The organism is Streptomyces sp. SCSIO ZS0520, assembly GCF_025643355.1.
GTDB lineage: Bacteria > Actinomycetota > Actinomycetes > Streptomycetales > Streptomycetaceae > Streptomyces > Streptomyces physcomitrii.
Window position 1 is genome coordinate 233698 of the sequence record NZ_CP092644.1, and the last position, 23963, is coordinate 257660.

The 23963-nt window shown below is 73.6% G+C and carries 16 protein-coding genes and 1 CRISPR repeat array; of the genes, 4 read left to right on the forward strand and 12 right to left on the reverse strand.

What is annotated here, in order from left to right; genetic code table 11:
* Positions 1-298: 298 nt before the first annotated feature.
* Positions 299-2275 (forward strand): N-acetylmuramoyl-L-alanine amidase, encoded by a 1977-nt coding sequence (locus MID12_RS00655; protein ID WP_263164147.1) that lies wholly within the window; start codon positions 299-301, stop codon positions 2273-2275.
* A gap of 105 nt (positions 2276-2380) precedes the next feature.
* Here MID12_RS00655 and MID12_RS00660 read toward each other — a convergent pair whose 3' ends face one another.
* Complete coding sequence (locus tag MID12_RS00660) at positions 2381-2881, reverse strand: hypothetical protein (protein ID WP_040246070.1); 501 nt, start codon at positions 2879-2881, stop codon at positions 2381-2383.
* A 98-nt stretch (positions 2882-2979) separates the two neighbouring features.
* A complete protein-coding gene (locus MID12_RS00665; RefSeq protein WP_040246071.1) occupies positions 2980-3222 on the reverse strand; it encodes a DUF397 domain-containing protein in 243 nt (80 codons plus the stop codon).
* A gap of 192 nt (positions 3223-3414) precedes the next feature.
* Here MID12_RS00665 and paaK point away from each other — a divergent pair, with 192 nt between their 5' ends.
* Positions 3415-4719, forward strand: coding sequence for a phenylacetate--CoA ligase PaaK (paaK, locus tag MID12_RS00670; RefSeq protein ID WP_237282635.1), 1305 nt, complete (start codon positions 3415-3417; stop codon positions 4717-4719).
* 115 nt (positions 4720-4834) lie between these two features.
* Here paaK and MID12_RS00675 read toward each other — a convergent pair whose 3' ends face one another.
* The 6 genes from MID12_RS00675 to MID12_RS00700 all read right to left on the reverse strand — a co-directional run bounded on the left by MID12_RS00675 (position 4835) and on the right by MID12_RS00700 (position 14620).
* Entirely contained in the window at positions 4835-6334 is a 1500-nt protein-coding gene (locus MID12_RS00675; RefSeq protein ID WP_263164150.1) for an acyl-CoA synthetase, read from the reverse strand.
* A gap of 62 nt (positions 6335-6396) precedes the next feature.
* The gene (locus tag MID12_RS00680; RefSeq protein ID WP_263164152.1) at positions 6397-7959 is read right to left on the reverse strand and encodes a phytoene desaturase family protein; all 1563 of its coding nucleotides are present in this window, start codon (positions 7957-7959) and stop codon (positions 6397-6399) included.
* Positions 7960-8004: 45 nt separating this feature from the next.
* On the reverse strand, positions 8005-10194 hold the full coding sequence (locus MID12_RS00685) for a serine/threonine-protein kinase (protein ID WP_263164154.1): 2190 nt from the start codon (positions 10192-10194) through the stop codon (positions 8005-8007).
* 121 nt (positions 10195-10315) lie between these two features.
* On the reverse strand, positions 10316-11164 hold the full coding sequence (locus MID12_RS00690) for an oxygenase MpaB family protein (RefSeq protein WP_263164155.1): 849 nt from the start codon (positions 11162-11164) through the stop codon (positions 10316-10318).
* Positions 11165-11431: 267 nt separating this feature from the next.
* Complete coding sequence (locus MID12_RS00695; protein WP_040246076.1) at positions 11432-12109, reverse strand: pyridoxamine 5'-phosphate oxidase family protein; 678 nt, start codon at positions 12107-12109, stop codon at positions 11432-11434.
* 462 nt (positions 12110-12571) lie between these two features.
* Positions 12572-14620, reverse strand: a complete 2049-nt coding sequence (locus MID12_RS00700) for a PIG-L family deacetylase (protein ID WP_263164156.1) — start codon at positions 14618-14620, stop codon at positions 12572-12574.
* Positions 14621-15021: 401 nt separating this feature from the next.
* Between MID12_RS00700 and MID12_RS00705 the strand changes: the two genes are divergently transcribed.
* Positions 15022-17097 carry an elongation factor G gene (locus tag MID12_RS00705; RefSeq protein WP_263164157.1) on the forward strand — a complete coding sequence of 692 codons (2076 nt, stop codon included), beginning with the start codon at positions 15022-15024 and terminating at the stop codon, positions 17095-17097.
* A 189-nt stretch (positions 17098-17286) separates the two neighbouring features.
* On the opposite strand, the gene MID12_RS00710 is transcribed toward MID12_RS00705, so the two are convergent.
* From MID12_RS00710 to MID12_RS00725, 4 genes are all read right to left on the reverse strand, one after another.
* Positions 17287-18561 (reverse strand): pyroglutamyl peptidase, encoded by a 1275-nt coding sequence (locus MID12_RS00710; protein WP_263164159.1) that lies wholly within the window; start codon positions 18559-18561, stop codon positions 17287-17289.
* A 99-nt stretch (positions 18562-18660) separates the two neighbouring features.
* Positions 18661-19497 (reverse strand): carbohydrate ABC transporter permease, encoded by an 837-nt coding sequence (locus MID12_RS00715; RefSeq protein WP_040246078.1) that lies wholly within the window; start codon positions 19495-19497, stop codon positions 18661-18663.
* A gap of 1 nt (position 19498) precedes the next feature.
* A complete protein-coding gene (locus tag MID12_RS00720; protein ID WP_040255964.1) occupies positions 19499-20401 on the reverse strand; it encodes a carbohydrate ABC transporter permease in 903 nt (300 codons plus the stop codon).
* A gap of 77 nt (positions 20402-20478) precedes the next feature.
* Positions 20479-21735, reverse strand: coding sequence for an ABC transporter substrate-binding protein (locus MID12_RS00725; RefSeq protein ID WP_186095410.1), 1257 nt, complete (start codon positions 21733-21735; stop codon positions 20479-20481).
* 391 nt (positions 21736-22126) lie between these two features.
* A CRISPR array of direct repeats spans positions 22127-23131; the repeat unit is 28 nt; unit sequence ATTTTCTCCGCGCGAGCGGAGGTGAGCC.
* A 253-nt stretch (positions 23132-23384) separates the two neighbouring features.
* Here MID12_RS00725 and MID12_RS00730 point away from each other — a divergent pair.
* The gene (locus MID12_RS00730; RefSeq protein ID WP_263164162.1) at positions 23385-23837 is read left to right on the forward strand and encodes an SRPBCC family protein; all 453 of its coding nucleotides are present in this window, start codon (positions 23385-23387) and stop codon (positions 23835-23837) included.
* The last annotated feature ends 126 nt before the right edge of the window (positions 23838-23963 follow it).

Consider the following 23963-nt stretch of genomic DNA (forward strand, 5'->3'; position numbering starts at 1 on the left):
CGGCCGTGCCGCCGCCTGTCCGCGCGCACCCCGGCGGCCCGCCCCCGAACAGGTGGCGACGGCGAAATCCGGCCACCGCGGAAACCCTCTTCCAACTCGCCTCCCGCCAGGGCACATTGGTCCAGTCCACTGAAGCGGCGCAGGCGGTGTCGCCTTTGCGGCGAAACCCGGTCTTCACAGCGCTGACATGCGCAAATTCCGGTGGCTGGGCATGATTGACGGATCGTCGGCAAGCGGGTACCACTGACGCACACTCGGCCCGCTCGCCCCACGCGCCGTACCGTCCCAGGAGGCTTCCTTGCGAGGACCCGCCACAGATCGCGCCACCCCGAGACCGCGACGCCTGCACTCCGCCCTCGGCGCCGCCGCCGCGGCCGCTCTGCTGCTCCCGCTCTTCGGCGCCGCCCCCTCGGGTGCCGAGGAGACCGCGGCACCGGACCGCCTCCAGCGGGCCTTCAGTTCCGCCGCCGGGGCCTACCACGTACCGCAGAGCGTGCTGCTCGGCGTCTCCTACCTCCAGTCCCGCTGGGACAGCCACAACGGCGCCCCCAGCGTCTCCGGCGGCTACGGACCCATGCACCTCACCGACGCGCGCACCGCCCTGAAGCACGCGCCGCACCACAGCGAGGGCGGCGAGGACCCGCGCGGCGACAGCTCCCGCCGCGCCCTGCGGCCGAGCGCGCCGGTCCCGGACACGGCCGAGCTGCCCGCCCGGCTCACCACCCTGACCAGGGCGGCCGAGCTGACCGGCCTGAAGCCGGCCGCGCTGCGCGGCGACCCGGCGGCGAACATCCGCGGCGGCGCGGCCCTCCTCGCCGCCGAGCAGAAGCGGCTCGGCAAGCCGCTCAGCGACCGGCCCGCCGACTGGTACGCCGCCGTCGGCCGGTTCTCCGGCGCCGAGGACAGCGCCACCGCCGCCGCCTACGCCAACGACGTCTTCGCCGTGATCCGCGACGGGCAGCAGCGCACCAACGACACCGGCCAGCGCCTGCGCCTGGCCGCCGTGCCCGGTCTGGAGCCGAAGGCCTCCGAGGCGCGGCGGATGGGGCTGCGGCGCGCCGCGGCCAAGGGCACCGAGTGCCCGGCGACGGTCTCCTGCGAGTGGATCCCGGCGCCCTACGAGGAGTTCGGCGACGAGGACTACGGCAACCACGACCTCGCGGACCGCCCGAAGGACCAGGGCATCGACTACATCGTCGTCCACGACACCGAGGGCTCCTGGGACACCACCCTGAAGCTGGTGCAGGACCCGACGTACGTCTCCTGGCACTACACGCTGCGCTCCACCGACGGGCACATCGCCCAGCACGTGAAGACCAAGGACGTCGGCTGGCACGCGGGCAACTGGTACATCAACTCCAAGTCGGTGGGCCTGGAGCACGAGGGCTTCCTCGCCTCCCCGGACGCCTGGTACACGGAGGCGATGTACCGCACCTCGGCGCGCCTGGTGAAGTACCTGGCGCAGAAGTTCGACATCCCGCTCGACCGGCAGCACATCCTCGGCCACGACACCGTGCCCGGCACCACCACCTCCACGATCCCGGGCATGCACACCGACCCCGGCCCGTACTGGAACTGGCAGCACTACTTCTCGCTGCTCGGCAAGCCGCTGCCGCACCGGGGTGCCGCCCAGGGCGAACTGGTCACCGTCGCCCCCGAGTACGCGAAGAACAAGCCCGCGTTCACCGGCTGCACCAAGGCCGGCGAGGCCTGCGCCCCGCACGGGTCCAGCGCGGTGCGCGTCTACACCGAGCCGAGCGAGGACGCCCCGCTGATCAAGGACATCGGTCTGCGCCCCGGCGGCGAGGACTCCACGATCGACGTCAACGACCTGGGCTCGCGCCTGTCCGCCGGGCAGCAGTACGCCCTGGCCGGCAAGAAGGGCGACTGGACCGCGGTCTGGTACCTCGGTCAGAAGGCCTGGTTCAAGAACCCGGCCAAGGCGCCCACCGCGGTGTTCGGCTCCGGCTCCGTGATCACCCCCAAGGCGGGCAAGGCCGAGGTGCCGGTCTACGGCAGGGCCTACCCCGAGAAGGCGGCCTACCCCGAGGGCGTCCCGGTGCAGGAGGTCTCCCCGCTGCCGTACAAGCTCCTCGCGGGCCAGCGCTATGTCACGGGTGACCGGGTCCCCGGCGAGTACTTCTACGCGCCGACCTTCGACACCGCGCCGCACAAGGTCGTCCGCGGCAAGGACGTCTACTACGAGATCCAGTTCGGCCACCGCATCGCCTACGTACGCGCCGCGGATGTCGACCTGAAGCGCTCCGGCCACTAGCGGGCGGCAGCGCACTCGGACTCGTCGGGTCCGGACCCGCGTGGGGGCGGGCCCGGACCCGACGTATGTCTGTCCAGGGGCGGCAGCGGCCGTACGGCCGCGGGCTCAGCCCTGCTGGAACAGCTCGGCGGGCAGCGGCTTGAGGAGGGCGTAGAGATCGTCGGAGATCGGCCGGTCCCAGGAGGCGATGGTCACCAGGACATCGTCGCTGCGGTCGAACTGCACACAGGAGACGCGGCTCTCGGAGAGCTTCACGCGCCGCACGATGAGCAGGTTGTCCCCCTGCATGACCGGCACGTCCTCCTGCCCGACGACGGTCACCTCCTCCTCGTGTTCGAGGGCGAGCAGCAGCTGCGCCACCTCGAACGGCACCTGCCCCTCCTCGATCTCCCGCGCGGGCGAACCCGGCGGCAGATTCCCGATGATCATCGCCGGGCCCCGGCCGCCGAACAGGTCGTACCGCAGGAAGACGCCCTGGCAGCTGCCGTCCGGCGCGGGCAGCAGTCCCGCGCCGAGGTTGCCAGGCCAGTCCCCCGGGTCCATGGCCAGAACGTCGAAATCCGGCCCGGCGGGGTTGGCGGCGCTGCGGCGGCGGAGGAAGGACATGCCGACATGGTACGTGCCCGACCGGCACGGACGGCGCGGGGTACGGCGGCCGGGGCAGCCCGCGAACGCCTGGAGGGGGACGGCTGCGGCCCCGCGGCTCAGGTCAGGTCGAACTCGCCCTCGCGGGCGCCGAGTACGAAGGCTCCCCACTCGTCGGGGGTGAAGATCAGGGAGGGGCTCTCGGGGCGGGTGCTGTTGCGCATGGCGATGAAGCCCTCGACGAAGGCGATCTCGACATCGCCCCGGCCGCTGCTGCTGGACCGCCAGCGGGCACCGCTCAGATCGAGTTCGGGCTTGTTCCAGCCGCCGAGCGGGGCGTGCTTGGTGGTGCTCTCGGACACGTTCTGCTCCTGACGTTCGTCGTCCGCGCGCCAGCCTAGCCACCCGGGCGGGCGCCGGTCAGGGGTTCGGGCAAGGCGATCGGCACCCCCGTTCCCGTCGTACGTCTTGACGACCGGCGCACCCCCTGGATTACTGATCCACGAGGAGCGACCGAATGATCGGTGGCGGCTTCGGCGCAGGTGGCGAGGGGAATGGCGATGGAGTCGGACGCGACGGAGTTGCTGGACGCCGGGGAGCGGCTCGGCCCGGAGGCACTGCGCGCGGTGCAGTTGGAGCGGCTGCGCACCACGCTCCGGCACGCCTATACGCAGGTGCCCTTCTACCGGAAGGCCTTCGACGCGGCGGGACTGCGGCCCGAGGACTGCCGCTCGCCGGCCGATCTGGCGCGGTTCCCCTTCACCACCAAGGCGGATCTGCGCGACAACTACCCCTTCGGGATGTTCGCCGTACCGCAGTCGCAGGTGCGGCGCCTGCACGCCTCCAGCGGGACCACGGGCCGCCCGACCGTCGTCGGCTACTCCGACCGGGACCTCTCCCTCTGGGCCGACCTGGTCGCCCGCTCGATCCGCGCCGCGGGCGGCAGGCCGGGGCACAAGGTCCATGTGGCCTACGGATACGGGCTGTTCACCGGCGGACTCGGCGCGCACTACGGGGCCGAGCGGCTCGGCTGCACGGTGATCCCGGCCTCCGGCGGGATGACCTCGCGCCAGGTGCAGCTGATCAACGACTTCCGCCCCGAGGTCATCATGGTCACCCCCTCCTATCTGCTCACCCTCCTCGACGAGTTCGAGCGGCAGGGCATCGACCCGCGCGGCACCTCGCTGAAGGTCGGCATCTTCGGGGCGGAGCCCTGGACCGAGCAGATGCGGCAGGAGATCGAGGAGCGCTTCGCCCTCGACGCGGTGGACATATACGGGCTCTCCGAGGTGCTCGGCCCCGGGGTGGCGCAGGAGTGCGTGGAGACCAAGGACGGACTGCACATCTGGGAGGACCACTTCTACCCGGAGGTCGTCGACCCGCTGACCGGTGAGGTGCTGCCGGACGGGGAGGAGGGCGAGCTGGTGTTCACCACGCTCACCAAGGAGGCCATGCCGGTGGTGCGGTACCGCACCCGCGATCTGACCCGTCTGCTGCCGGGCACCGCGCGGGTCTTCCGGCGCATGGAGCGGATCACCGGGCGCAGCGACGACATGGTGATCCTGCGCGGGGTGAACCTCTTCCCCACCCAGGTGGAGGAGATCGTGCTGCGCACACCCGGGGTGGCCCCGCACTTCCAGCTGCGGCTGACCCGGGAGGGCCGGATGGACGCCCTCACCGTACGGGCGGAGGCCCGGCCTCGAGCGACCACGGCGGAGCGGGAGGCCGCGGCGGTCTCGCTCGCCCAGTCCGTCAAGGACGGCATCGGGGTCTCGGTGCGGGTGGAGATCGTGGACCCGGAGACCCTGGAGCGCTCGGTGGGCAAGATCCGGCGGATCGTGGATCTGCGGGAGGGGTGAGGGGCGGCGGGATCCCGAGGCGACGAGGACCGCCGGTCGCCTCGTATGAGCCGACGGCCCTCCTCGGCGTCGGCTCCTCGGGATCAGCGGTTCCCTCGTACGGCCGCGGGCTCGCTCAGGGCCGGGTGAGCGTCTCGCGCAGTTCGCGTTTGAGGATCTTCCCGCTGGCGTTGCGCGGGAGTTCGTCGACGAAGACGACCGACTTGGGCGCCTTGAAGGAGGGCAGCCGCTCGCGGGCGTGGGCGATCAGCTCCGCCTCGGTGGTCTCGCCCTTGCGGACGACCACGGCGGTGACCGCCTCGATCCAGCGCGGGTCGGGCAGTCCGATCACCGCGGTCTCGGCGACCGCCGGGTGCCCGTAGAGCGCGTCCTCGACCTGCCGCGAGGCGACCAGGACGCCACCGGAGTTGATGACGTCCTTCACCCGGTCCACCACCGTGAGGTAGCCCTGCTCGTCGCGGACCGCGAGGTCGCCGGAGTGGAACCACCCGGCCCGGAAGGCCTCCGCGCTCTCCTCCGGCTTGTCCCAGTAGCCCTCGCACAACTGCGGTGAGCGGTAGACGACTTCACCGGCAGTGCCCGGCGGCACCTCCGCGCCGTCCTCGTCCACCACCCGCGCCTCCACGAAGAGCACCGGCCGCCCGCAGGAGGCGGGGCGCTCGGCGTGCTCGGCGGGGCCGAGCACGGTGGCGAGCGGGCCGATCTCGCTCTGGCCGAAGCAGTTGTAGAAGTCCGGCGAGCCGAGCCCCTCGCGCAGCCGCTCCAGGACCGGTACGGGCATGATCGAGGCCCCGTAGTAGGCCTTGCGCAGTCCGCCGAGGTCGCGGCGGGCGAACTCGGGGTGGTCGAGGAGCCCGATCCATACGGTCGGCGGGGCGAACAGGCTGTCCGCCTCGCCCCGTTCGACCAGGTCGAGGATCCGGCCGGGCTCCGGGGAGTCCAGGATGAGGTTGCTCGCCCCGACGGCCAGATAGGGCAGCAGGAAGACGTGCATCTGGGCCGAGTGGTAGAGCGGCAGCGAGTGGACCGGCCGGTCGTCCTCGGCCAGGTCGAGGGCGTGCAGCGCGCTCACGTACGCGTGGACGAGCGCCCGGTGCGTCATCATCGCGCCCTTGGGCAGCGCCGTGGTGCCGGAGGTGTAGAGCAGCTGCGCCAGGTCCTCGGCGCCGGGCCCGGGGCCCTCGTACGGCTCGGTCTCCGCGAGGCGGCTGAGGAGGGAGTCCGCGCTGTCGCGCAGCGCCAGGACGGGGGTGCCCTCGGGGAGGTTCCCGGCGAGGTCCGGGTCGGTGAGGACCAGCGAACTGCCGGACTGGCGCACCAGATAGGCGAGGTCCTCGCCGGTGAGGTTCTGGTTGACGGGTACGTGGACGAGCCCGGCGCGGGCGCAGGCGAGGAAGCCGATGAGATAGGCGTCGGAGTTGTGGCCGAAGGCGGCGACGCGGTCCCCGGCCGCCGCTCCGGTGGCGCGCAGCACGGCGGCCGCGCGCGAGACGGCCTCGTCGAGGGCGGCGTAGCTCCAGTCGCGGTCGCCGTAGCGGACGGCGGAGCGCTCCGGGTTCCGGCGTGCGCTGCGCCTCAGGAGGCCGTCGACCGTACTGCTGTGTACACCCGTCATGGCGTGATCCTGGCCCCGGCCGGGCGGGGGGTCAAGGCAGCGAGCTCCTCGCCCCGCCGGGCTCAGCCGCTGCCGAGGTCCTCCAGCACCGCCATGGCCGCGTTGTGGCCGGGGATGCCGCTGACCCCGCCGCCGCGCACCGCGCCCGCCCCGCAGAGCTGGACGTTGGCCCGGGTGGTGCCGGTGCCCCAGCGGCCCGCGCCCTCCTGGGCGTGCGGGAAGGCGAGGTCGCGGTGGAAGATGTTGCCGCCGGGCAGGCGCAGTTCGCGTTCCAGGTCGAGCGGGGTCTTCGCCTCGATGCAGGGCCTGCCGTCCGCGTCGAGGGCCAGGCAGTCGGCGAGCGGCTCCGCCAGGTGGGCGTCGAGCTGGGCGAGGGTGGCGGTGAGCAGCCGCTCGCGCTGCCCGTCGTTGTCCTCGCGGAAGAGGCGGGCCGGGGTGTGCAGTCCGAAGAGGGTGAGCGTGTGGTGGCCGCTCGCCGCCAACTCGGGCGCCAGGATGCTCGGATCGGTCAGCGAGTGGCAGTAGATCTCCGAGGGCGGGGCGGTGGGCAGGCCCCCCGCGGCGGCCTCGGCGTGGGCGGTCGCGAGCTGGCCGTAGCCCTCGGCGATGTGGAAGGTACCGGCGAAGGCCTCCCGCGGGTCGACCGAGGTGTCCTTCAGCCGGGGCAGCCGCTTGAGGAGCATGTTGACCTTGAGCTGGGCGCCTTCGGCCGGTGCGGGCGGCTGCTCGCCGAGGAGCCCGGCGAGCGCCTCGGGCGAGGCGTTGACCAGGACGTGCCGGGCGGCGATCCGGCCCTCGGCGGAGTCGGTGCGGTAGGCGACCTCGGCGGCGCGGCCGTCGCTGTCGACGCGCAGGACCTCGTGGCCGGTCGCGATCTCGGCGCCCGCCCCGCGCGCGGCGGCGGCGAGCGCGTCGGTGAGGGCGCCCATGCCGCCCACCGGGACGTCCCAGTCGCCGGTGCCGCCGCCGATGACGTGGTAGAGGAAGCAGCGGTTCTGCTGGAGCGAGGGGTCGTGGGCGTCGGCGAAGGTGCCGATGAGGGCGTCGGTCAGGACGACGCCGCGTACCAGGTCGTCGGCGAAGTGCTTCTCGACGGCGACCCCGAGGGGCTCCTCGAAGAGCATCCGCCAAGCCGCCTCGTCCGCGATCCGCTCGCGCAGCTCGCCCCGGCTCGGCAGCGGCTCGGTGAGGGTGGGGAAGACGCGTTCGGCCACCCGCGCGGTGGTCTCGTAGAAGCGCAGCCAGGAGGCGTACTCGGCCTGCGAGCCGGTGAGCCGGGCGAAGGACTCCCGGGTACGCGACTCCCCTCCCCCGACGAGCAGTCCGCCGGCCCGGCCGTCGCGGGTGACGGGGGTGTACGAGGAGATGGAGCGCTTGCGCACCGCGAACCGCAGGCCCAGCTCGTCCACGATCTTCCGCGGCAGCAGGCTCACCAGGTACGAGTACCGGGAGAGCCGGGCGTCCACCCCGGCGAAGGGCCGGGTGGAGACGGCGGCGCCGCCGGTGGCGCCGAGGCGCTCCAGTACGAGGACGGAGCGTCCGGCGCGGGCCAGATAGGCGGCGGCCACCAGACCGTTGTGGCCACCGCCGACGATCACGGCGTCATAGGCATCGCGTGCAGGCATGGTTCTTGGTAGCACGAGGCGCGGCGGCGGGCCAGGGCGCGCCCCTCAGGCCGACCGGGCGCGCAGGGCGGCCACCTGCCGGTGCAGGGCGGCGGCCTCCTGGACCCGGCCGAGCTGCTCCAGGCAGCGGGCCTCGTCCTCCCGGGCGGCGAGTACCTCGGTGTGCCCGGGGCCGAGCAGCCGCTCCCGGGTCTCGGCCACGCCGCGGTAGGCGCTCAGCGCCTCGGGCCAGCGGCCGAGCCAGCCGAGGCAGACGGCGGCCTCCCGGCGGGCGACGAGGGTGTCGGGGTGGTCGGGGCCGAGGACGCGCTCCCGCCCCGCGAGCACCTGCTCCGCCTCGACCAGGGCTTCGGGCCAGCGGCCGAGGCGGCCGAGGTTGACGCCGAGCCCGTGCCGGGCCCGCAGGGTCTCCAGGTCCTCGGGGCCGCCGAGCCGGACCCGGTCCGCGAGCAGGGCGCGGTAGAGGTGGAGCGCCTCCTCGCTGCGGCCGAGCCTGCCGAGGCTGATCCCCATCTCGTAGCGGGCGGCCAGGGTGTCGGGATGGTCGGCGCCGAGGGACCGGGCGCGGGCCCCGGCCACCGCCCCGTAGACCTCCAGGGCCTCGGACCATCTGCCGAGGCGGCCGAGCGCGTAGCCCACCTCGTACCGCGTCACCAGGGTGTCCCGGTGCCCGGGGCCGAGGACCCGGGCGCGGGCGGCGGCGACCTCCTCGGCCGCCCGGTGGGACTCCTCCAGGCGGCCGAGGCGGCCCAGGCTGAAGGCGAGGTCGTGGCGGCAGCGCAGGGTGTCGGGGTGCTCGGGGCCGAGGGTGTGCTCGCGTCCGGCGAGGACCGCGGCGTACATCCCGTGCGCCTCGGCGTGGCGGCCGAGCCTGCCGAGGACGTAGGCGGTCTCCTGGCGGGCCGCGAGGGTGTCGGGGTGCAGGGCGCCGAGGACGCGTTCGCGCCCGGCGGCGGCCTGTTCGTACTCCTGGAGTGCCGCCACGTCCCGGCCCGCGCGGCTCAGGGCGTAGCCCAGTTCGTACCGGGCGGTGAGGGTGTCCGGGTGGTCCGGGCCGAGGACCCGGGCGCGGCCCGCGGTGACGCGGCGGTGCGCCTCGCAGGCGTCGGTCCAGCGTCCGGCCGCCGAGAGGCGCCGGGCCTCGGCGGACTGGGCCTCCAGGTCGGTGTGCTCCTGGCCCGGGGCGGGCGGGGACGGGGCGGGCGGCCAGCCGCGGGTCCAGGCGGTGGTGAGCGCCGGGTGCGGCACGTCCGGGGCGGGGGCGGGCGCGGCCTTGGGACCGGCTGTGATGCCCCGCGCCCAGGCGGGGAGCGGGAGTTCACCGCCGGGCGGGGCGAGGCCGGGGCGCGCGGAGGGGCGGCCCGGCGGGGCCGCGGAGGTGTGCGCGGCGCGGCCGGTGCCGATGAGCGCGGCGAGTTCGCGGGCCGAACGGGGCCTGTCCTCGGGCTCCTTGGCGAGCAGCGTCAGGATGACCTCGTCGAGGTAGCCGGGCAGTTCGCCGCGCTGCTCGGCGGGCGGCTCGGGGGCGGTGTCGCGGTGGCCGACGAGGATGGACCAGGTGTCCCCGAGGTCGAACGGCGGTGCCCCGGTGGCGATTTCGTACAGGACGCAGCCGAGCGAGTAGAGGTCGCTGCGCTCGTCGAGGTGGCCGCCGCCGATCTGCTCGGGGGACATGTAGTGCGGGGTGCCCATGGCGATGCCGGTGCCGGTGATCTTGGCGGTGAAGCCGATGTCGTGGCCGAGCCTGGCGATGCCGAAGTCGCAGATCTTCACCGTGCCGTCCAGACAGCGCACGATGTTGGCGGGCTTCAGGTCCCGGTGCACCACGCTCTGTTCATGGGTGTACGCGAGGGCGGCGGCGAGCTGGGCGGCGATCTCCTCCACCTCGCCGACGGGCAGCGGCCTGCCGTCGTTGTCGTCGAGGAGCTGGCTGAGGTTGCGCCCTTCGAGCAACTCCATGACCAGGAAGAGGACGCCGTCCGCGTCGCCGAAGTCGTGGACCACGGTGACCCCGTGGTGCTGGAGGGCGGCGGCGACCTGGGCCTCCCGGCGGAAGCGCGCGCGCAGCCCCTGCCCGAGTTCGCGGTCGGCCTTCGGGCCGGTGGGCTTCAGGCACTTGACGGCCACCTGGCGGCCGAGGGACTCGTCCCGGGCCCGCCACACCTCGCCCATGCCGCCGCGCCCGATGAGGTCGAGCAGCCGGTACCGGCCCTGGAGCAGCCTGGTGTCCGCCATGTCCCGCAGTCGCCCCCGTCGCCTCGTGAGTGAGTCCGCCGTGCTGTCGTCCCTGTGAGGACGGCAGCTGTCGGACTCACTCGTGAAGCCGTGCCCTCCTCGGTTCGTCCAGTATGACGACCTATCCCCCCAGTTTGAACGGGGCAGGCCGGGTCCCCGGGCCGAGGCGCCCCACCGCGCGCAGGATGTGCTTCGGCGGCAACTGCCAGCGCACCTGGTCCGGTACGCCGCGCAGCAGCCTCCCGAGGGCGCGCAGCCGCCGGTCCACGGCGGCCGGTCCCGGGGCCGGGCGGCCGTACAGGGCGTGGGCGTACGGCGGCAGGGCCGCGTAGGCGAGCGCGGACACCGGCCGCCACAGCGCGAGCCGGGCGGGGACCAGGGCCGCGGGCACCGGCGGGCGGCGCAGGAAGTCGTCCACCTCGCGGGCCTCCGCCCCGGCCGCGAGCCGGGGCCGCATCCGTACGAAGTAGGCGGCCAACTCCTGCTGTCCGGCCGGAACTTCCTCGGGGTCGAGGCCGACGAGGCGGGCGGCGGCACGGTTCTCGTCGATGTAGCGGTCGGCCTGGGCGGCGCTGAGCGGGACGCCGGAGCGGCGGGTGATCTCCAGATAGGAGGCGATCTCCGCGCAGTGCACCCACAGCAGCAGTCCGGGCTCGTCGACGCCGTAACTCTCCCCGGTGGCCGGGTCGGTGGCGCGCAGCATGCGATGGATCTTGCGCACCCGGGCGCCCGCGCGCTCGGCCTTCTCGGTGGTGCCGTAGGTGGTGGTGCCCACGAAGTCGGCGGTGCGCAGCAGCCTTCCCCAGGCGTCCCGGCGGAAGTCGGAGTTCTGGGTGACGCCGCGGACCGCGCGCGGCAGCAGGGCCTGGAGGTACAGGGCCCGTACTCCGGCGATCCACATCATCGGGTCGCTGTGCACCTGCCAGGTCACGCTGGCCGGTCCGAAGAGCCCGGCGTCCGCTCGGTCCATGGGCCCCTCTTCCGCTCGGCGCCGCGTGCGGCGTGTCCTCGCGGTCCGGGTCCTCCCGCCGCACGGCGGCGTCCCGGATCGCGGCCCCCACCGTAGAACGCGTTGCAGAAGGAGGGAACGGCGCCATCCCCGCGCCCTCTCGCGCCGCTCGCGCGCTCTTCCGCGCCGCTCCCCCGCCGGGGCGCGCGCGGGCGGACGTCGTCCTGCGCCACTCCCCTCGTCCCCGTCCGCCCACGCCGGGGCGCGCACCGGTGGACGCTCCGGTGTTCAGGCGCGCGGCGGGGGCGCAGCGGCCGGGGCCGCCTTGCGGCCGGTCATCCGGACCGGGGAGAGCGCGATCCACAGCCCGCTCGCGCCGCCCGACCAGGGCAGGTGCTCGGCCTGCTCCTCGAAGCGCAGCACCGCGTCGTAGCCGACCACCGCCCGCGCGGGGCCCTGCACGAGGACGCACCAGCCCTTGCCGTCCTCGTCGAAGTGGTCGGCCTCCAGGGCGATATCGGCACCGGCGGCGGCCGCGGGCACCGAGCCCGCCGAGGTACGGAAGACCACTTCACCCCCGGCGAGCAGGTAGTTGACGGGGACGATGTCGGGGCCCTCGGAGCCGAAGACGGCGACCTGGCCGAGCCCGTGCCCGGCCAGCAGCTCCCGGCACTCGGACTCGTCCATCTCCACCAGGGGCGGCTGCGGGCCGTCCACCAGGGCGGGGGCGCCCTCCTCGGACAGCTCGGCCACCGTGGTCCGCAGGGCCTCGGCGAGCCGGAGCAGCAGGCCCGGTCCGGGTACCGCCCGGCCCTCCTCCACATAGGCGAGGAAGGCGGGGGCTGCGCAGCAGCGGTCCGCCGCCTCTTCCGTGCTCAGGCCGAGTTCCGCGCGCCGCCGGGCCACGCGCCGGCCGAGGGCGGGTCCCGCGGCGCCGGGGTCCGCGGTGGTGCGTGAGGTCGGCATCTGGTCGTGTCCCCTCGTCGGGGCGGGCCTCGCTCGGCGAGTCCGCGGGCGAGCTGTGGACCCGGTCACCGGGCGGGTGACTCCCGTCCGCCGGGCCGCTTCACCGCACGGCGGCCGCACGCCTCCTCGCGGTCACGGCGGCCACCGTCACCCCTCCAGGGTCCCGCTGCCACGCCGCCACGCAAACCGGTACCGCCGACTACTTCGCAGGGTCACCGGGCGGTCGCAGCGGGTCAGTTCACCGGTCCGCGGTTGCGGTGAGGCGGACAGGCCCCGGTTACGGGTGAGGCCGGAGGTCCGCGGCCCCGGGTCAGCCCGAAGGTGCGCGGCCGCGGGTCGGCCCGGTGATCGGTGGCCGCGGGTCCCCATCGACCGGTATCCGCGAGTCAGTCCGCCGGCCAGTGGCCGCGGGTTCCCGCCGACCGGTGTCCCCAGGTCAATCCGCCGGTCGGTGGCCGCAGGTCAGGTAGCCGTGCCCGCCGCTCCGGAGATCCCGGCGGAGTCCCAGCCGCGGCCCGGGCGCCACAGCCAGGGTCGCGCGTCGGGGCCCAGGCCCGCCGCCGCGGCACTCTTGCCGTCCGCCACCAGGGCCGCCCCGTCGAGCGCGGCGGCGCCGGGGCCGCCGGGCACCGGCCGCCCGTCGCGGAGCATCCGCAGCGCGCCGCCGAGGTCGCGGCCGAGGACGTACGGGCCCTCGGCCGCGACCGGTCCGTAGCCGGGGAAGTGGAGGCGCTCGCCGCGGGAGGCGAGGAGTTCCTCGGAGGCGGGCGCGCGGTAGAGGAGCCGGCCGTCCGCCGCGGCGATGCCGCCCGCGGGCACCGGTCCGGCCAGCGGCGGCAGGAACCCCTCGGGCGACCACTGCAGGACCGCGGCGCGGCCCGCCCCGTAGACCCGTATCGCGCCGTCGGGGGTGAGCGTCGCGGTCAGTCCGTCCTGCACCGGGCCGCCGCCGAGTCCGCGCCAGGGCGACCACTCGCCGTCCGGGGTACGGACCCGGGTGCTGACGCCCTGGTCGGCATCGCGGACGAAGAGGTGGACGCGCCCGTCGGGTGCGGTGACCGCCACCGGGACGCCGACGCGGCGGGTGCGCTCGGGGTCGGACTCGGGGTTGCCGAGCCCGGTCCAGGCCGCGAACGGGCCGCCGGGGCGCCGCTGTTCGAGCAGGACGATCTCGCGCAGGTTGCCGCCACCGGGGTCGAGGGCGGAGAAGCGCAGCGCGAAGAGCAGATGCCGCCCGTCGTCGAGCGCGGCGAAGCCGACCGCGGGCGCGAGCGGTCCGCCGCCGAGGTCCTGGGCGGCGCCGAACTCGCCCTCGGCGCCCTCCTGCCAGCGCACCGCGCGCATCCCGAGCACCCCGTAGGCGGTGAGCCGTCTCCCGCCGGGGGCGAGCGCGAGGCGCGGGCCCGGATGCCGGTGGTGGGTGGCGCGGACCCAGCCCTTGCGGTTGCGCAGCGGGCGGTCGCCGCCCACGTTGTAGTCGCCGCAGCCGGAGGGGTTTCCGCAGGCCCAGTCGGGGGCGGCGCCGTAGGGCACCAGGCGCTCCGCCTTCTCGGCGAGGACGGGCGCGGGGAGGTTCTTCGGCCAGTGGTTGTTGTAGTAGCCGCGGAAGGCGGTCACCGCGAAGGGGGGCGGCCCGCCGACCGCGCTGTCGGCCCAGCGGGCGAGCGCGGCCCAGGTGAACAGGGCGACGGCGGTGTGGTCCCCGTGGTCGGAGTAGCCCGGCTGCTCGCTGTCGCGGATCCGGGTACGGGTGTCGCTGTGCTGGATGTCGGGGTCCGGGTCGAGGGTCTGGACCAGGCTCGGCCGGTACCGCGCGAAGAGCCCGACGAGAACGCTGAGCAGGCCCTCCGCGTCGTAGCTCTGCACCGAGCCGAGCGGGGAGCCCGCGGCCAGGGCGGTCCGCAGCCGCAGGCCGCGCTCCCGCCAGAGCGCGGGTACGGCCTGGTGGCCGCCGAGGGTGTGCATGGCCAGGTTCAGGAAGACGAGCTCCACGGTGCGGCCCTGGTGCTCCAGGGTGGCCGTCTCCGCCTTGCGCCCGCCGGGGAGTTGGGTGATCCGGGTGCGCCAGGCGGCGAAGACGGGCAGCCCGAGCAGGGCGGCGTAGGCCTGGCGCAGGCCCTGGTGGCGGGCGGCGGAGTAGGCCTCGCGGTCGGCGGCGGGCAGCGGCTGCCCGGGTATCCGGTTGACGCCGTCCGCCTCGCCCGCGGTGACGTAGACGCAGACCACCGGCACCTTCGCGGCCAGGGCGCGCTGGGTGTCCGGGTTCATGAAGTACAGGTCGTCGTCGGGGTGGGCGAGGACCTGCAGGAGCAGCGGGCGCGCGGACTCGGCGGCGGGGGCGCCCGAGGCCGGGGCGGGCATGGTGCTGCGGGTCCGGGAGTCGCTGACCCCGGAGCCGGGGAAGCCGAGGGTGGCCGCCGCGAGGACACCCGCGCCGAGCAGCGCCCTGCGCCGGGGTGCGGAGGCACGCCCCGGCCGGTTCGCCGCGGCATCGTTCGATGATCCGGACACCGGGGTGTTCCGGAATGCTCCCAGGGGCACGCGCCACTTCTCCGTCCGCTACCCGCAGCGGACACACGTGCGCTGCCATGAGGTTCCTGTGCAAGGACGGCACTCCTGTGACGGGTGACGTCCACCGGTAGAGAACGTGAACGGGGCGTGATGGTTGCCTGATGTGAGGAAGACGACTTCGGGGTGGGCCGCCGACGAGTGCGCAGCTCACCGGGGATGCGCAGGCGAAACGATCAACCACCGCCGGGAGCACGGACGGTGGCGGAAAACCCGTTGCCCCGCGCCGGCGCCCGGTGCTGCACTACGGACTCAGCCACCGACCCGAGGAGCCGTGGTCATGCGAGGACTGTCCGTGTCCATCCAGACGGAACCCACTGTCTACACCGAGGACATGACACCCCTTGCACACCCTGAACCTGGGCATTCTGGCGCATGTTGACGCCGGCAAGACGAGCCTGACCGAGCGGCTGCTGCACACCGTCGGCGTCATCGACGAGATCGGCCGCGTCGACGAGGGCAGCACGCACACCGACTCCCTGCCGCTGGAGCGGCAGCGCGGGATCACCATCAAGTCCGCCGTCGCCTCCTTCACCGTGGACGGCGTCGCGGTCAACCTGATCGACACCCCCGGGCACCCGGACTTCATCGCCGAGGTGGAGCGCGCGCTGCGGGTACTGGACGGCGCCGTCCTGGTGGTCTCCGCCGTGGAGGGCGTCCAGGCGCAGACCCGGATCCTGATGCGCACCCTGCGGCGGCTGCGGGTGCCCACCCTGGTCTTCGTGAACAAGGTCGACCGGGCCGGTGCCCGGTACGCGCCCCTGCTCCGCGCGCTCACCGAACGCCTGGCCCCCACGTGTCTCGCCCTGGACTCCGTCGAGGGCATCGGCACCCGGGCGGCCCGCAGCGTTCCCCTCGATGCCGGGGACGCCGCTTTCACCGAGCGGTTGACGGAGCTGCTCGCCGAGCGGGACGAGGCGCTGCTCGCCGACTGGCTCGCGCTGCCGCCCGGCGAGGCGGGACTCCCCTATCCCCGGCTGCTCCGGGAGCTGGCCGCGCAGTCCCGGCGCGGCCTCGTCCACCCGGTCCTCTTCGGCTCGGCCGCCACCGGTACCGGGGTGGCCGCCCTGGTCTCCCGGCTCACCGGCCTGCTGCCCACGGCGGCGAGCGAGTCCGGCGGACCGGCCGCCGGTACGGTCTTCAAGATCGAGCAGGGCCCGGCGGGCGACCGGACCGCCTGGGTACGGATGTTCTCCGGCACCGTGCGGACCAGGCAGCGCCTCGGCTACGGCGAGGGCCGGGAGGGCAAGGTCACCGGCATCGGCGTCTTCGCGCAGGGCGAGTGCCGCCCCTCCGGGACGCTGCGGGCCGGGCAGATCGGCACCCTGCGCGGGCTCGGCTCGGTCCGGATCGGGGACCGCGTCGGCGAGCGGGGCGAACAGGCCGCCGGGGAACGCGAGTTCGCCCCGCCTTCACCGGAGTCCGCCCCGCCCTCACCGGAGTTCGCCCCGCCCTCGCTGGAGACGGTGGTCGTCCCGGTGGCCGGAGCCGACCGCGCGGCGCTGCACACGGCGCTGCTGCGGCTTGCCGAGCAGGACCCGCTGATCGGCCTGCGCCGCGAAGCTCTCTCGGGCGAACTGGCGGTCTCCCTCTACGGCGAGGTCCAGAAGGAGGTCCTCCAGGCGACCCTCGCGGAGGAGTACGGCGTCCGGGCCGAGTTCCACGAGAGCACCACCCTGCACATCGAACGGCCCCTGGCCACCGGCGCCGCGGCCGAGTTCCTGCACGCCGAAGGCAACCCCTTCCTCGCCACCGTGGGCCTGCGCCTCGAACCGGCGGCGAGCGGCAGCGGGGTGGTCTTCCGGCTCGGGGTCGAACTCGGCTCGATGCCCGCGGCCTTCTTCAAGGCCGTCGAGGAGTCCGTACACGGGGCCCTGGAGCAGGGGCTGCGCGGCTGGCGGGTCACCGACTGCGCGGTCACCCTGACGCACTGCGGCTACGCGCCCCGGCAGAGCCATGCCCACGCGGTCTTCGACAAGAGCATGTCGAGCACCGCGGGCGACTTCCGCCACCTCACCCCGCTGGTGCTCATGAGCGCCCTGGAGCAGGCCGGGACCACCGTGCTCGAACCCCTGCACCGCTTCACCCTGGAGATCCCGGCGGGCGCGCTCGGCTCCGTACTGCCGGTGCTCACCCGGCTGCGGGCGGTGCCGCGCACCTCGGTGGCGCGCGGCGAGGACCTTGTCCTGGAGGGCGAGGTCCCGGCCGCCTCGGTGCACGCGCTCGAACTGCGGCTGCCCTCGCTCACCAGCGGCGAGGGGGTGCTCTCCGCGGTCTTCGGCCACTACGCGCCGGTGCACGGCCCGGTGCCCGCGCGCCCGCGCGCGGAGCCCGACGCGCTCCGGCGCAAGGACTACCTCCTGGAGACCGTCCGCCGGACCACGGGGGCACGGGACCAGGGCCAACCCGTACGTCCCTGACCACCGGCACGGGGGTACGGACACCTGGTGGCCGGGGCCCAGTGCGCGCACCCGGCGCTCTAGCCCGCGCACCCGGCGCCCTAGCCAGCACACCCGGCGCCCAGCCCACACCCGGTGGCGGCCAGGCCCCCAGCCCGAACCCCGGTGGCCGACGGTCTCAGCCCACCGTCGGCCGCCGGGCCGCGATGCTCAACGGGCCGTGCCGACCGCCGTCTTCACCAGCGCCCGCACCTGGTCCACGATGTCCGACCGGTTCTTCTCGAAGCCCGGGTCGGTGACGGCGCCGGTCGCCGGGTCGGTGTTGCCCGCGCCGAACTCCAGGACCGGGGTGTGCAGATGGCCGCCGGGCAGCTTCGGAAGGCCCAGGCGGTCGCGGAGCAGCGTGGCCCGGTAGGCGATCTCGTTGGACAGGTAGTCGCCGCCGCCCCCGGCCCGCGCCGTGGAACCGGGGGTGGGCCCCTCGGGCCTGACCACCGGCTCGGTGCCGCCCGCCGGGATCTCGGTGACCTCGGTGTGGTCGTACACCGGGAAGCGGCCGGTGTCCGCCTCGGTGAGCTGCCGGTACGGGAGCGTGGTGGAGGTCCACTGCGGCTGCGAGGCGGGGTCGGCGACCGGGACGGTCTCGGTGCGGGAGAGGTTCTCGTTGTCCGGGAAGCCGCCGCGCCAGGCGCCGTTGGTGCGCTCCACGTCGAAGCGTCCGGCCCGGCCCTGGCTGACCGTGGTGAACAGGTCCAGGTGCGGCAGGTGCCGGGCGAGGACCCGCTCGACGGTGCCCTCGGCGAAGTCCGTCCAGCGCACCGGGAAGACGGCGGTCTCGATCCGGGCCGGTCCCTCGGCGGTCCGGACGAGGGTGCCGTCCAGGGCCAGCGCGCTGGCGCCCGAGGGGTTGCCGATCCGGGTGTCCCGGTCCAGCGTGAACGGGTCGAAGCCGGTGACCAGGACCCGCTTCACCCGGTGGCCGCCGGGGTGGCGGATGTCGTCCTGGCCGCGCGAGGAGGTCTCCAGGGCCGCGCGCAGGGCCCGCCGACGGCCGTCGTCAAGGGTGAACTCGGGTGTCCACGCGCGCAGTTCGCGGCTCAGGGCGAGCCGGGCCCAGTACAGCGGCCGGTCGTCGCCCCGGCTGAGGTCGCCCCCGGCGGGCCCCCGGCCCTGGGCGCGGTCCACCGCCCGCTGCCACAGCGCCGAGCCATGACGGCTGACCGCCCGCTCGGCCTCCGCGTACGTACGGGCCTCCTCCAGGGCGCGGGCGAAGCGCGGGGCGAGGGCGTCGAATCCGCTGCGCCGGAGGATCTCCTGCGGGGCGGCCCGGTCGAGGCGCTGCTCCTCGACGGTGGGCTCCGCGGCGCCGCGCCCGGTGTCGGCCGGGGAGTCCGCGGCGGCGGGCAGGGCCGGGCCCGCGAGGGCGAGCAGGAGCGCCGCCGCGCCGAGTCCGAGCCGGGTGGGTATGGGGGGCTGGTGAGTCACGTGGGTCCTTCCGGGGGGTACGGGGTGGCCGCAGTATCGCGGGACCGGCCGAGGGGGCGCCATGGGGGCGGGGCGGCGGGTCGGGCGAAGGCGGCGCCCTCACTCGTCGATGCCGGAGCGTTCCACCCCCGCCACGATCCAGCGCTGGAGGAAGAGGAAGACCACCAGGAGCGGCAGGATCGACACGGCCGCCGCGATGAAGAGTTCGTGCAGGCGGATCACCTGGGAGGTGGTGAAGGAGGCGAGGGCGACCTGGACCGTCCACGCCTGCCGGTCCTGGCCGATGACCAGCGGCCACAGGAAGGAGTTCCAGGCGCCGATGAAGACGATGGTGCCCACCGCGGCGAACACCGGCCGCGTGTTGGGCACCACCACCCGCCAGTAGGTCCGCCAGTAGCCGAGCCCGTCCACCCGGGCCGCGTCCTCCAACTCCCGTGGGAATCCGAGGAAGTACTGCCGGAAGACGAAGCAGGCGAAGGCCGAGAAGAGGGTCGGCACGATCAGCCCGCGCAGCGTCGAGACCCAGCCGAGCGAGGAGACGAGCACGAAGGTCGGTACGAAGGTGACCGCGGCCGGGATCATCAGGGTGCCGAGGATCGCGTAGAAGACGTGCTGGGCGTAGCGGTAGGGGATGCGGGCGAGCCCGTAGCCCGCGAGGGAGGCGAGCAGGAGGGTGCCGAGGGTGGTGAGGACCGCGATGAGCGCCGAGTTGAGCAGGGCGCGCGCCATCGGGACGGTGGAGTCCTCGAACAGCTCGGTGACGTTCGACCAGTGCAGGGTGGAGGGGAAGAAGGTCCAGTCGGGGGCGGTGATGTCCGCCTCGGCGGAGAGGCCGTTGCGGACGAGGAGGTAGAAGGGCACCAGGAAGAGCAGTGCCAGGGCGATCAGCAGGGAGAGCCGCAGCGCCCGGCCCACCCGGATCCACGCGTCGTACACCTCAGTCCTCCTTCCGGCCGAGACCGAACCAGCGCGCCTGGCCGACCGTCACCACGGCGATGATCAGCGCGAGCAGGACCGCGCCGGCGCTGCCGTAGCCGAGGTTCTGCCCCTGGCCGAGGGCCGTGTAGTACAGGTACACCAGCGGTGGCCGGGCGTAGGGCGGGTAACCGCGGGCGTCCGAGAGCAGGTTGTAGAACTCGTCGAAGGCCTGGAAGGCGTTGATGACGAGCAGCAGCACCACCGCCACCGAGGTGGCCCGCAGCTGCGGCAGGGTGATGTGGCGCAGCACCTGCCAGCCGGGCCGGGCCCCGTCCACGGCCGCCGCCTCGTACAGCGCCGGGGAGATCCGCTGGAGCGCCGCCAGGAAGAGGATCATGTAGAAGCCGGCCTGGAGCCACAGCCGTACGGTGACGATGACCAGCCAGTACCAGGGCGGGTCGGTGGTGGAGAGCCAGGCCGTCTGCTCGGCGCCGAACCAGCCGAGCACGGTGTTGGCGAGGCCGAAGCGCACCCCGTTGAAGAGGGACATCTTCCAGATGAGGGCCGCGACCACATAGCTGCAGGCGGCGGGCAGGAAGAACACCGAACGGAAGAAGGCCTGGGCGCGGCGCAGCCGGTTGACCATCAGCGCGAGGGAGAGCGAGAGCACGAAGGTGGTCGGCACGATGAAGGCGGTGAAGACCGCGAAGGTCCACAGGCTGTCGGTGAAGGCCTCGTCGCGCAGCAGCGCGGTGTAGTTGTCGAGGCCGACGAACTCCGTGGGCGAGACCGTGTTGTGGGCGTCGAAGAAGCTGAGGTAGACGCTCCAGCCCAGCGGGACGTAGGTGAAGACGAGCAGGCCGAGCGCGAAGGGGCCGACGAAGACCCAGAACCACAGATTGCGGTTCTGCGGCCCGGCCAGGCGCCGCCACCGCCCCGCCCCGGCCGGTGCCGCCGCGGTCTCCGGGTGCGGGGCGGTCTTCTGCTCGGCGACTGCGCTCACGCGGACTTCTTCCGCGTCCGGGCCAGCTCCGCCGACACCTTGCGCACCACCTTCTTGAGCTCGCGCTCCGGGTCGGCTCCGGACTTGATGATCCGGCTCAGCGCGTCCTGGTAGGCGACCCGGCTCGCGGGCGTCCACAGCAGCGGCTCGGCGTTGCCGTGATCGGTGGAGTAGCGCACCGCGTCGGCCGCGGGACCCTTGGTGAGGACGTCCGCCTTCTTCGCCAGGGACAGCCGGGCCGGGATGTGGAAACCGTAGGAGAGCGCGAAGTCCCGCTGGTGGTCGGTGCGTTCGACCCACAGCCACTTCACGTACGCCTTGGCCGCCGCCTTGTCCCGGGCCCGGGCACTGACCGCCGCCCCGTAGGCGCCGACCGGCACCGCGGCCTTCCCACCGGGTCCGTCGGCCGGGAAGGGCAGCACCCCGAAGTCGTCCCCGAGGGCCTTCTGCACGGCGGGCAGCGCCCACAGGCCGGACCACTGCATGGCGGTCAGCCCCTGGACGAAGGCCGAGGGGTCCGACCAGTCCGAAGGCGCCCCGAGGAGCAGCGACTTCGCCGCGTACAAGGCACGCAGCTTGCTCAGGGCGCGGGCGGCGGCCGGGTCGTCGAAGCCCACCTTGCCGTCGTCGGTGACCAGGCTCAGACCCGCCGCGTTCAGGGGCGTGCCGCCGAGGACCCCGGCGCCGCCGTCGTTGCCGAGGAACAGGCCCTTGGTCTTCTTGCCCGTCAACTCCTTTGCCGCGTCGACCAGTTCGTCGAGGGTACGGGGCGGCCGCACGCCCGCCTCGGAGAGCAGGCTCTTGCGGTAGTAGAGCAGCTGCATGTCGACGACCTGCGGCACCGCCCAGATCCGGCCCTCGTAGGTCTTCGGCTTGAGGACCACCGGGTTGAAGTCGTCCTTGGCGTCCCCGAGTTGCTCGGTGAGGTCGAGCACCTGGCCGCCGCGGATCTGGTCCAGGGTGGGTCCGTTGGCCTCGAAGACGTCCGGTCCCGAGGTGGTGAGCAGCGCGGCGGCGGTCTGCTCGTCGTAGTTGCCGGGCCGCCACTGGACGCGTACGTCGGCCTTCTCGTAGTCGGCGGCGTACCGCTTCACGGCCTCCTCGGTACCGGCCTCGCCGTACTGGTGGTACCAGTGCGAGAGCTGCGGCCCCTTGCCCGAACCGCCGTCCTCCCGGCCGGTGTTGGAGCCGCAGGCGGTCAGCAGGCCGAGCGCCGTACCGGTGGCGAGCATCCTTCTGCGGCTGATGGTCATGAGCTGATCCCCCTGCGCTGATCTTCGATTGCTGCGGTGTCGGGCCCAACGATCAACCATGCAAGCGGATTACGACAGGGGTATTGCGGCCGCGTGTCACCCCACCTGGGGAGCGGGCTCGGGGCGATGCCCGGGATGCCGCCGCTTTGCCGTTCCTGTCCCCCGACCGCGAGCCTGCCGCCCATCGTCCACGCGAACAGGCCGCGACAACCACCGAGCAACTGCACACCCCTGCCGACGCGCCCCGGCAGCGCAAGCCGATCGGATCATTCCCGCTCCCGGAAGGGCTGCCTCACCTACAGTGCAGACCGTGCGCACTGGTCACCCGCTGCCTGGCATCACGCCTGGCAATGAAATGGCAAAGCCCCTCTGGCGTTGCAGGTCAGGAAGTATTTTCTCCGCGCGAGCGGAGGTGAGCCGGCTCTTCGGGTTCCACCCCGTCGAGCGAAATTATTTTCTCCGCGCGAGCGGAGGTGAGCCAGTCGGCCACGTCGAAAACACGGATCCTCAGGGATTTTCTCCGCGCGAGCGGAGGTGAGCCGTTCGCGGCGTCCTCGGTGGGCGACAGCGCGGGATTTTCTCCGCGCGAGCGGAGGTGAGCCGAAGTACTGCGAGGCCGGTACAGGTGATGCCCCATTTTCTCCGCGCGAGCGGAGGTGAGCCTTCGGTAGACGCCAGCCCTCTTCGGGTCATAGGATTTTCTCCGCGCGAGCGGAGGTGAGCCGCCACCACCACCGACCCGGTGGCCCCCGAGACCATTTTCTCCGCGCGAGCGGAGGTGAGCCGACGGCCGCCGACATGCTCGCCGCGGTGCTCGCATTTTCTCCGCGCGAGCGGAGGTGAGCCGAGGATCCGGAGCCGCGCGCCTGCCCGCGCGGCATTTTCTCCGCGCGAGCGGAGGTGAGCCGCCTCCGCCCGTGACCGCGGGGCCGGCATCGTCATTTTCTCCGCGCGAGCGGAGGTGAGCCGATGAGGAAAAAGAGGATCACTGGGGCATGGAGATTTTCTCCGCGCGAGCGGAGGTGAGCCGCAGGCCTTGGTGCGGCAGTCGGGGCGGATGGTGTTTTCTCCGCGCGAGCGGAGGTGAGCCGTTGGCCGCCGAGCCGGGCCCAAAAGAGGAGCCGTTTTCTCCGCGCGAGCGGAGGTGAGCCGTCGGTGAGCGCGAACTCCGAGGCCAGCAGGGCGTTTGCTCCGCGTGAGCGGAGGTGAGCCGATCGTGACGCGGTTCAGCCGCGACGAGAAGCCGTTTTCTCCGCGTGAGCGGAGGTGAGCCGCGGGTGGCCTGGGCCAACGGGACGACGGAGTCGTTTTCTCCGCGTGAGCGGAGGTGAGCCACCCCTTTTCCGGATATCCGTCGGTCCCATCGAAGTTTTCTCCGCGCGAGCGGAGACGAGCCCCGCCCCCTCAGGCTCGGCGATGGCATGCCCGCCGGGAAGAGCCGGGCGCTGAACGGCGTACGAGGCCACCCACGGAAAGGTGCGCCCCTCTCCCCCGCCATTGCCCCGTTCGGGTGGTTGATCAGCGGACTTGAGCCGTGGGCCGAGTGCCCCCGCATGCCCCCGCCGACTCGGGGCACTCGTCGGTGACGTCCCCGAGTGGGACCCGGATGAGAGCCGAAACGAGAGCCGAGTGGGAAGAGAGGTAGCCCTGTGTCGCAGGTCGAGGAGTCCATCGAGGTCGGTGTCCCGGTCAGTGCCGCCTACAACCAGTGGACCCAGTTCGAGGACTTTCCCAAGTTCATGGACGGCGTCGAACGGATCGAGCAGCGCACTCCGACCCTGACCCACTGGAAGACCAGGATCGCCGGTGTCGAGCGGGAGTTCGACGCGGAGGTCACCGAGCAGATCCCGGACGAGCGGGTCGCGTGGACCAGCGTCGGCGGCGAGGCCCGGCAGGCCGGTGTGGTGACCTTCCACCGTATCGACGACCACACCACCAAGATCATGCTTCAGCTCGACCACGATCCTGAGGGCCTGGCCGACGCCGTCGGAGACAAGCTCGGTCTGGTCAGGCGCCAGGCAGTCGGCGATCTGAAGCGGTTCAAGCAGTTCATCGAGGCGCGCGGAGGCGCCGAGACCGGCGCCTGGCGCGGCACCGTCTGACAGCGGGCTCACCGGTCCGGAGGGTCAGGGACTCCTCCGCGCGGACCGCCCGTCCCGCTGTGCGAACGGCCGGATGTCCGGACCTCACACCCCCACACCCCTTCTTCGCCTTCGGCGCGGCTCCCG

Bases quoted from the DNA above. Each gene is read 5' to 3' on its own strand.
- MID12_RS00660 (WP_040246070.1), bottom strand. From the start codon at position 2,881: ATGTCCTTCCTCCGCCGCCGCAGCGCCGCCAACCCCGCCGGGCCGGAT.
- paaK (WP_237282635.1), top strand. From the start codon at position 3,415: ATGGCGATGGAGTCGGACGCGACGGAGTTGCTGGACGCCGGGGAGCGG.
- MID12_RS00675 (WP_263164150.1), bottom strand. From the start codon at position 6,334: ATGACGGGTGTACACAGCAGTACGGTCGACGGCCTCCTGAGGCGCAGC.
- MID12_RS00680 (WP_263164152.1), bottom strand. From the start codon at position 7,959: ATGCCTGCACGCGATGCCTATGACGCCGTGATCGTCGGCGGTGGCCAC.
- MID12_RS00685 (WP_263164154.1), bottom strand. From the start codon at position 10,194: ATGGCGGACACCAGGCTGCTCCAGGGCCGGTACCGGCTGCTCGACCTC.
- MID12_RS00690 (WP_263164155.1), bottom strand. From the start codon at position 11,164: ATGGACCGAGCGGACGCCGGGCTCTTCGGACCGGCCAGCGTGACCTGG.
- MID12_RS00695 (WP_040246076.1), bottom strand. From the start codon at position 12,109: ATGCCGACCTCACGCACCACCGCGGACCCCGGCGCCGCGGGACCCGCC.
- MID12_RS00725 (WP_186095410.1), bottom strand. From the start codon at position 21,735: ATGACCATCAGCCGCAGAAGGATGCTCGCCACCGGTACGGCGCTCGGC.